Raw genomic sequence first — 6,239 nt, forward strand, 5'->3', positions numbered from 1 at the left:
GTAAGAGTAAGAAGTGGGGAAATTACAATAAGGATGGGGGAGAGTAGGGCTGGGTCGATCCAGTCCGACTCTATCGTTTGTCGGGGCTTCCCGAGCTGTACCAATCTGGAAATAACTATTTTGACCAAAAGGGGTGTTTATGTTGCATATCAAAACAAAAGAAATTAGATCGGCGGTATGTGTTTGCGTATTAGCGCTGCTGTTAACGCCGGCACTGACCCAGGCTGGCACCGAAATGGTATTGGCCGAAGCGGAAACCGGATCGGTAGCCGCGAGGCAGGCCGCGGAACAAAAGGCTGCGCTGGCAAAAAAGGCTGCCGAGAGAGAGGCGAAAAAGGCTGCCGTGGCAGCGGCACAAGCACCTGTTGAGGTAAAAGATCCCAGTGAGATCGCCGCGCCGGTTGACGAGCAAAAGGAATAATAATGGTTTCGAAATCAATGGAGGTCTCCTCCATTGATTTCGTTAATCCTGTATTCATGCGCCCCCGGACAAGATCGATAATCAAGCATGCCCGCTCGCGTCCAATAAGAAAGATTTGGGCGGTCGATCAAGATGGGATTTTACTGGGCGGACGGTGGGCTTAGCCGGTCAAAAAACTGTTGACGGCAAAGCCGCCGCCGAAGCTGAACAACAGGTAAAACAGCGACATGACCAAGCCCGCAAACACGTTAATATCCAATATCTTTTTGAAAATGGCGCCGATCAAAGCCCAGTTCCACAATATGATGATCAGCAGCGTGCCGTAGCTCAACCAGTCTTCCGCCACCGTTGCCCAGAACATGATGGGCAATATAAGCAGCGAGGTGAAGTTTTCGCAGAACAAAATCGCCGACGCCACTTGAATAAAGGTGTGCATCGAGCGGTTAAGCCAGAGCGTCAGGGCGATGAAGCTCAGGTTTAACAGGGTTTCGATAAAGACTTCCGATATCGACTCAAAATCATCCGTCATATTGAAATGGATGAACATGAACATCAAAAAATTAAAAATTAAATTCTTTTTAAAAAATGATGCCGATCTGGGCAGCTCTAGCGGTGAGACATCGAACCAACACAGAGCAAGATACTGTTTGATAATGTCCATAAAGGCCACGCATTAAATAATCAATAGTCTTCGCCTGATTGTACCTCGTAAGAGGATGGGTAGTCCTGAAACTGGCTGCGGCTGAATTGGTCGTTCAAGGCCTGCACCAAATCCTTGGTTTGTTCCAGTAGGTGGTTCAATTTTTTGCGGTTTTTCTTGGTTTTACCCACCGGTTGGGTGATGGGTAATAACACGCGCCAGAAGCTCAGGCTTTTTTCGAATAGGCCCGATAAATCCTCGCTGAGGTTCAATTGCTTTTGGCGCTTATGCAGTTGGTTGATAATAAATTTGGCGTGCACCCGGCTGACGATGATGTGGATGGGGGTCAGAATCGCCGCCAGGGCCAACACGATAAGCGGGCCGATGATGGGGTCGAAAAACAGGTCCAAGATGCCGACGGCGATTTCGGCAAACAAGATCAGCATGATGATAAAGCTGAGGACGATCAGTGTGGTGGCATTGCAACGCTCTTTCCAAAGGGTCAATGCCGATTCCACTTCGTCCATCACGACATCGTCGACCGCGCGGATGCTGTTTTCCAGCGACTCTAAAATCCGGTAGGAACGGTCGTTATTCAGATTGTTGATGCGTTGTTCGATTTGCGAATTGTCGCCGTTTTGCGACAGCACCACGTAGTGGCCGGTAAAAATGCCGAATTCGGCCAGACGCCGCTGCCAGGCGGCGATAATTTCCTGCGATTTGTTCGGGTCCAGGTTGAGCTCGGAATGATCGATGACGAACAAAAATTTGTTGGTGTCCTGATATTTGACGATGCCGGCGACGACGTCTTTGTTGAATTCCGGATCGGCTTCGAACAAATCGGTAAACACCAGCACCAGATCGGATATGGCGATCACATGCTGCCGCAATAAGCCGTTAGCGGCGTTTTCGGCGGCCGGGTTCAATACCGGGGTGTCGACGATCAGTTTGTTCTTTAATTTGCCGCTGTTGACCGTGACCAATTCCAGGTAACTATTAACCTTGCCGCCTTCGCCGGGGCTGGTTTGCTCCATGTCGCGGCTGATCTGATAAAAAGGCAGGCGGTGGTCGGCGTCCAGCGCGGTGCCGGGTAGGGTGGCGCTGGTGGTCTGCGGAGTGTATTGCAAGACCGTGAATTTGTGCCGGGTGGTATGTAATGTTACCCCGAGAAAGCGGTTTAAAAATTCCGATTTGGCGGGCGAGTAACCGCCCAGGGTGCTGATCAGAGGCCACCAGGAGCTTCTGCGGGCGGTGGTTTCCTCGGGGTCTATCAGCGCCATTTCGAATTCCAGTTCGTCCAGCTCCTGGAACACTTTCACCGCTTTTTGCAACACAGGGTCTGTCGTGGCAAATTGTTTTTCAAGATTGACCAGATGTTTGCTTACCGTTTTATCTGCCATGAGATTTAAACCCTGCCGTGTTGAAAATGGTTGATTCAAGTGACGGGAGTATACACCGATGTTTTAAACAGATAAAAATTCTAAATGGCGGCGCGGTTAGTCCTCTATGTCCAGCTCTTTCAGTTTGCGCGTCAGGGTATTCCTGCCGTAACCCAGTAACAACGCGGCCTCGTGTTTGCGGCCGTGGGTATGTTGCAGGGCGGTTTGAATCAACAGGGTTTCCACGCTGGCGATGGCCTGTTTGGCGATGTCATGCTTGCCGGTGGCCAATTGTTGCTTAATCCAGCCCTGCAGCAAATCTTCCCATGCGTTCGGTCCGGTTTCGCCGTGAGGTTCGGCGGGGCTTTGGCTCAATTCGGGCGGCAGGTCCTCGATATGAATTTCCCGGCCCGATGCCATCACCGTCAGCCAGCGGCAGGTGTTTTCCAATTGGCGGACATTACCCGGCCAGCGCAAGTTGCTCAAAAAGGCCTCGGCCTCCGGTTTCAGGGTTTTGACTTCCGTGCCTAATTCCTTGGCGCTTTGATAGAGAAAGTGCCGCATCAGCAAGCCGATATCCTGCCGGCGTTCGCGCAAAGGGGGGATATGAATGCGGATCACGTTTAGGCGATGGAACAGGTCTTCGCGGAACCGGCCTTGCGCAACCAGGGCTTCCAGGTTTTGGTGGGTTGCGGCGATGATGCGCACGTTCACTTTGATCGGTGCGTGCGCGCCCACGGGATAAAACTCGTTGTCCGCCAATACCCGCAGCAGGCGGGTTTGCAATTCGGCCGGCATGTCGCCGATTTCGTCCAGAAACAGAGTGCCGTTGTTGGATTGTTCGAAGCGGCCGATGCGGCGGGCCTGGGCGCCGGTAAACGCGCCCTTTTCGTGGCCGAATAGTTCCGATTCCATTAAATCCTTGGGAATGGCGGCCATGTTCAGCGCCACGAAAGGCTGTTGCGCGCGCGGGCTGTGGCGGTGCAGGGCCTTGGCCACTAATTCCTTGCCGGTGCCGGATTCGCCGTTGATCAGCACGGTGATATGCGAACGGGCCAGCCGGCCGATGGCGCGGAACACCTCCTGCATGGCGGGCGCTTCGCCGATGATTTCCGGCGTATCGCCCATGCCCTCCGGCGGCGATTGCACGTTGTTTTGCTGTCTGCTGTGCAGGCAGGCGCGGTGCACTGTTTCCACGACTTCATTGACGTCGAACGGTTTGGGCAAATATTCGAAGGCGCCGCCGTGAAATGCCGATACCGCGCTTTCCAGATCGGAATGCGCGGTCATGATGATCACCGGCAAGGACGGATGCTCCTGCTGGATTTTCTTTAACAGCTCAAAGCCGTCCATGCCGGGCATGCGGATGTCTGTAATCAGGACGTGCGGCAGATCGCGCCCCAATTCTTTCAATAAATCGGCGGCATTGGAAAAACAGCGTGTTTCGATGCTGGCTTTTTGCAGGGCTTTTTCAAGCACCCAGCGTATCGATTTGTCGTCATCGACAATCCAGACTTTATCTGGCAGTGGCATGATCGTCTCCATATCGTAAGGTGGTCATCATTATCCAAACAAGCCCTTCAACGGCTGAGCGCTGTTTTATCGGACTGATCCATGATGGGTAGAAAAATAGAAAAAACCGTGTGTCCGGGTTCGCTTTCGCATTCGATCAAGCCATTGTGCTGGTTAATCAAGGATTGGGCGATGGACAACCCCAGGCCGGTGCCTTCGGCGCGGCCGGTAATCATCGGATAAAAAATTTGCCCCATCAGGCCGGGCTGTATGCCGGGGCCGTTATCGATAATGTCGATTTTGACCGCCAGTTTGTAGAGTTTCCGGCCTATGGTCATGTGGCGCTGAATGCGGGTTTTTAAAATAATTTGACCCGTGGATTGCAGTGCTTGAATGGCATTGCGCACGATGTTCAACAAGGCTTGTATCATTTGGTTCTTGTCGGCAAACAGCTCCGGAATGCTGGGGTCGTAATCGGTTTTAAGGCTGATGTTGCTGCCGGCTTCCACGGCGACCAAATGTCTGACGCGTTCCAGCACTTCGTGTATGTTCAGCGGATGTTTATGCGCCGGTTTGTTGGGGCCGAGCATTTTGTCCATCAGTTCCTGCAGCCGGTCGGATTCCGCAATGATGATTTGGGTGTATTCCTTCAATTCCGGATCTTGCAGTTCCTGATCCAACAATTGGGCCGCGCCGCGCAAGCCGCCCAACGGATTCTTGATTTCGTGCGCCAGGCCGCGCACCAGCATGCGGCTGGTGTTTTGCTGGGCCAGCAACTGTTCTTCCTTGGTGATGCGTAAATGCCGGTCCACTTGTTGCAGTTCGATCAACACTTCCGCCAGAATCCCGTTTTCTAGAATCGGCGTGGCGCTCATGTTGACCGTGATGGACTGGTTCATACATTCCAGTATCAATTCTCTGTCAACCAGCGGTTCGTTTTGGTTAAGACGCAGCAATAAATCGCGGAACAAGGTGTGGTGGGCCGTTTTAAACAGCTTTTGCGCAAGGTTGCCGACCAAATGCTTGGCGCTGTCGGCAAACAGTATTTCGCCGGCGGGATTGATGTAGGTTAAGCGTAAATCCCGATCGAACAGCAGGATCGCTTCATTAAGATGGTCGAGTATTTTTTTATACACAGCAACATAAGGTTTAAGAACGGCTATCCAAAACCAAAGCAATTTGCACGCCAATCATGATAATGAGAGGGAGCGGCAATCGCTAACCATAAAATAAAGCGAATTGTCCAAGATGGTGCGTTGCCGGGCGAGGACGTCTTATTTTGGTGCGTTTAGCCCGCATCCTGCCGGCATAAGTTTTCCGCGCGCTCGTTTTGAGGTTGCATGCTGCCGTCCGCAAATACCCGCCAACGGTAACGTAACTCCATGGCTTTGTTGATCAATACGGCGCGTTCAATATCGTAATAGCCATCTTCTTCGAAGACTCGCCAGCCGATGTCCCGTTGCGAATGGCTTTTTATCGATTTGTCCAGCGTTTGGTCTATGGTTAGATTATCCTTGCAAAACCGTGCTTTAACCTGCTGGGATGCCTGATGGATATCGACGGCCGGGCTGGTGCTCGAAAAACTTGCAAGCGTGATAAAGCCCCAACATAGTGCGATGGCTTTTACAGGGAAGAGGCTACCGAATCCGCGCATGGCTGACTCCTAGATATGGGTTATGGTTTTAAAGGCTGAGCGGCTCACAGGTTGTAGCCTTGTTCATTATGCTGCGAAATATCCAGGCCTTCCGTTTCGTCGCCGATACCGACGCGCAGTCCCAGAGTCTTGTCGAGCACTTTCAAAATGGCAAAACTGAGTCCGCCGCTCCAGACCAGCACTGCCAGAACCCCGGTGCCTTGCGCGATAAATTGGCCGCCGATACCGTTTTCCGCGAGGGTGCCGATGCCGCCCAACGCTTCGGAAGCGAACAAAGCGGTCAATAGCGAGCCGACCATGCCGCCCACGCCGTGGATGGCGAATACGTCCAACGTGTCGTCGATGCCAAAGCGGCGCTTGATCCAGTGCAGACTAAAAAAACACAAACCGCCGGCCGTCAGGCCGATAAACAGTCCGCCCAAAGGGGATACAAATCCCGCGGAAGGAGCGATCATGCCCAGGCCCGCCACCATGCCGGTGATCAGGCCCAGGCCGCTGGGCTTACCGAAACGTAGCCATTCCAAGGTCATCCAGGCCAGGGAGCCCGCCGCCGCGCTCATGTGGGTGGACAGCATGGCGATGCCGGCGGCGCCGTTGGCCATTAAGGCACTGCCGGCGCTGAAGCCGTGCCAG

At 53.1% G+C, this 6,239-nt stretch carries 7 protein-coding genes; 1 reads left to right on the plus strand and 6 read right to left on the minus strand.

Translation table 11 applies throughout. The annotated features are described in order from the left end of the window. Positions 1–139 precede the first annotated feature (139 nt). Entirely contained in the window at positions 140–421 is a 282-nt protein-coding gene (locus tag NP596_RS10365) for a hypothetical protein (RefSeq protein ID WP_256615280.1), read from the plus strand. Positions 422–581: 160 nt separating this feature from the next. Here the strand turns inward: NP596_RS10365 and NP596_RS10370 are convergent, their stop codons facing one another. The 6 genes from NP596_RS10370 to NP596_RS10395 all read right to left on the minus strand — a co-directional run. Beyond that, the gene (locus tag NP596_RS10370; RefSeq protein WP_256615281.1) at positions 582–950 is read right to left on the minus strand and encodes a hypothetical protein; all 369 of its coding nucleotides are present in this window, start codon (positions 948–950) and stop codon (positions 582–584) included. 152 nt (positions 951–1,102) lie between these two features. Then, positions 1,103–2,461, minus strand: coding sequence for a P-loop NTPase family protein (locus tag NP596_RS10375; protein ID WP_256615282.1), 1,359 nt, complete (start codon positions 2,459–2,461; stop codon positions 1,103–1,105). Positions 2,462–2,557: 96 nt separating this feature from the next. After that, positions 2,558–3,973: a nitrogen regulation protein NR(I) gene (gene ntrC, locus NP596_RS10380; protein WP_256615283.1), complete on the minus strand. Its 1,416-nt coding sequence runs from the start codon at positions 3,971–3,973 to the stop codon at positions 2,558–2,560. Positions 3,974–4,020: 47 nt separating this feature from the next. Then, positions 4,021–5,088 carry a nitrogen regulation protein NR(II) gene (glnL, locus tag NP596_RS10385; protein ID WP_256615284.1) on the minus strand — a complete coding sequence of 356 codons (1,068 nt, stop codon included), beginning with the start codon at positions 5,086–5,088 and terminating at the stop codon, positions 4,021–4,023. Positions 5,089–5,240: 152 nt separating this feature from the next. After that, positions 5,241–5,606: a hypothetical protein gene (locus NP596_RS10390; protein ID WP_256615285.1), complete on the minus strand. Its 366-nt coding sequence runs from the start codon at positions 5,604–5,606 to the stop codon at positions 5,241–5,243. Positions 5,607–5,650: 44 nt separating this feature from the next. Next, a partial coding sequence (locus NP596_RS10395) for an ammonium transporter (protein WP_371927937.1) occupies positions 5,651–6,239 on the minus strand: 589 nt, incomplete at its 5' end.

Source organism: Methylomonas rivi, from assembly GCF_024505165.1.
Classification (GTDB): Bacteria; Pseudomonadota; Gammaproteobacteria; order Methylococcales; family Methylomonadaceae; genus Methylomonas; species Methylomonas rivi.

Coding starts and splice junctions, on each gene's coding strand:
- NP596_RS10365 (WP_256615280.1), top strand. CDS start 140: ATGTTGCATATCAAAACAAAAGAAATTAGATCGGCGGTATGTGTTTGC.
- NP596_RS10370 (WP_256615281.1), bottom strand. CDS start 950: ATGACGGATGATTTTGAGTCGATATCGGAAGTCTTTATCGAAACCCTG.
- NP596_RS10375 (WP_256615282.1), bottom strand. CDS start 2,461: ATGGCAGATAAAACGGTAAGCAAACATCTGGTCAATCTTGAAAAACAA.
- ntrC (WP_256615283.1), bottom strand. CDS start 3,973: ATGCCACTGCCAGATAAAGTCTGGATTGTCGATGACGACAAATCGATA.
- NP596_RS10390 (WP_256615285.1), bottom strand. CDS start 5,606: ATGCGCGGATTCGGTAGCCTCTTCCCTGTAAAAGCCATCGCACTATGT.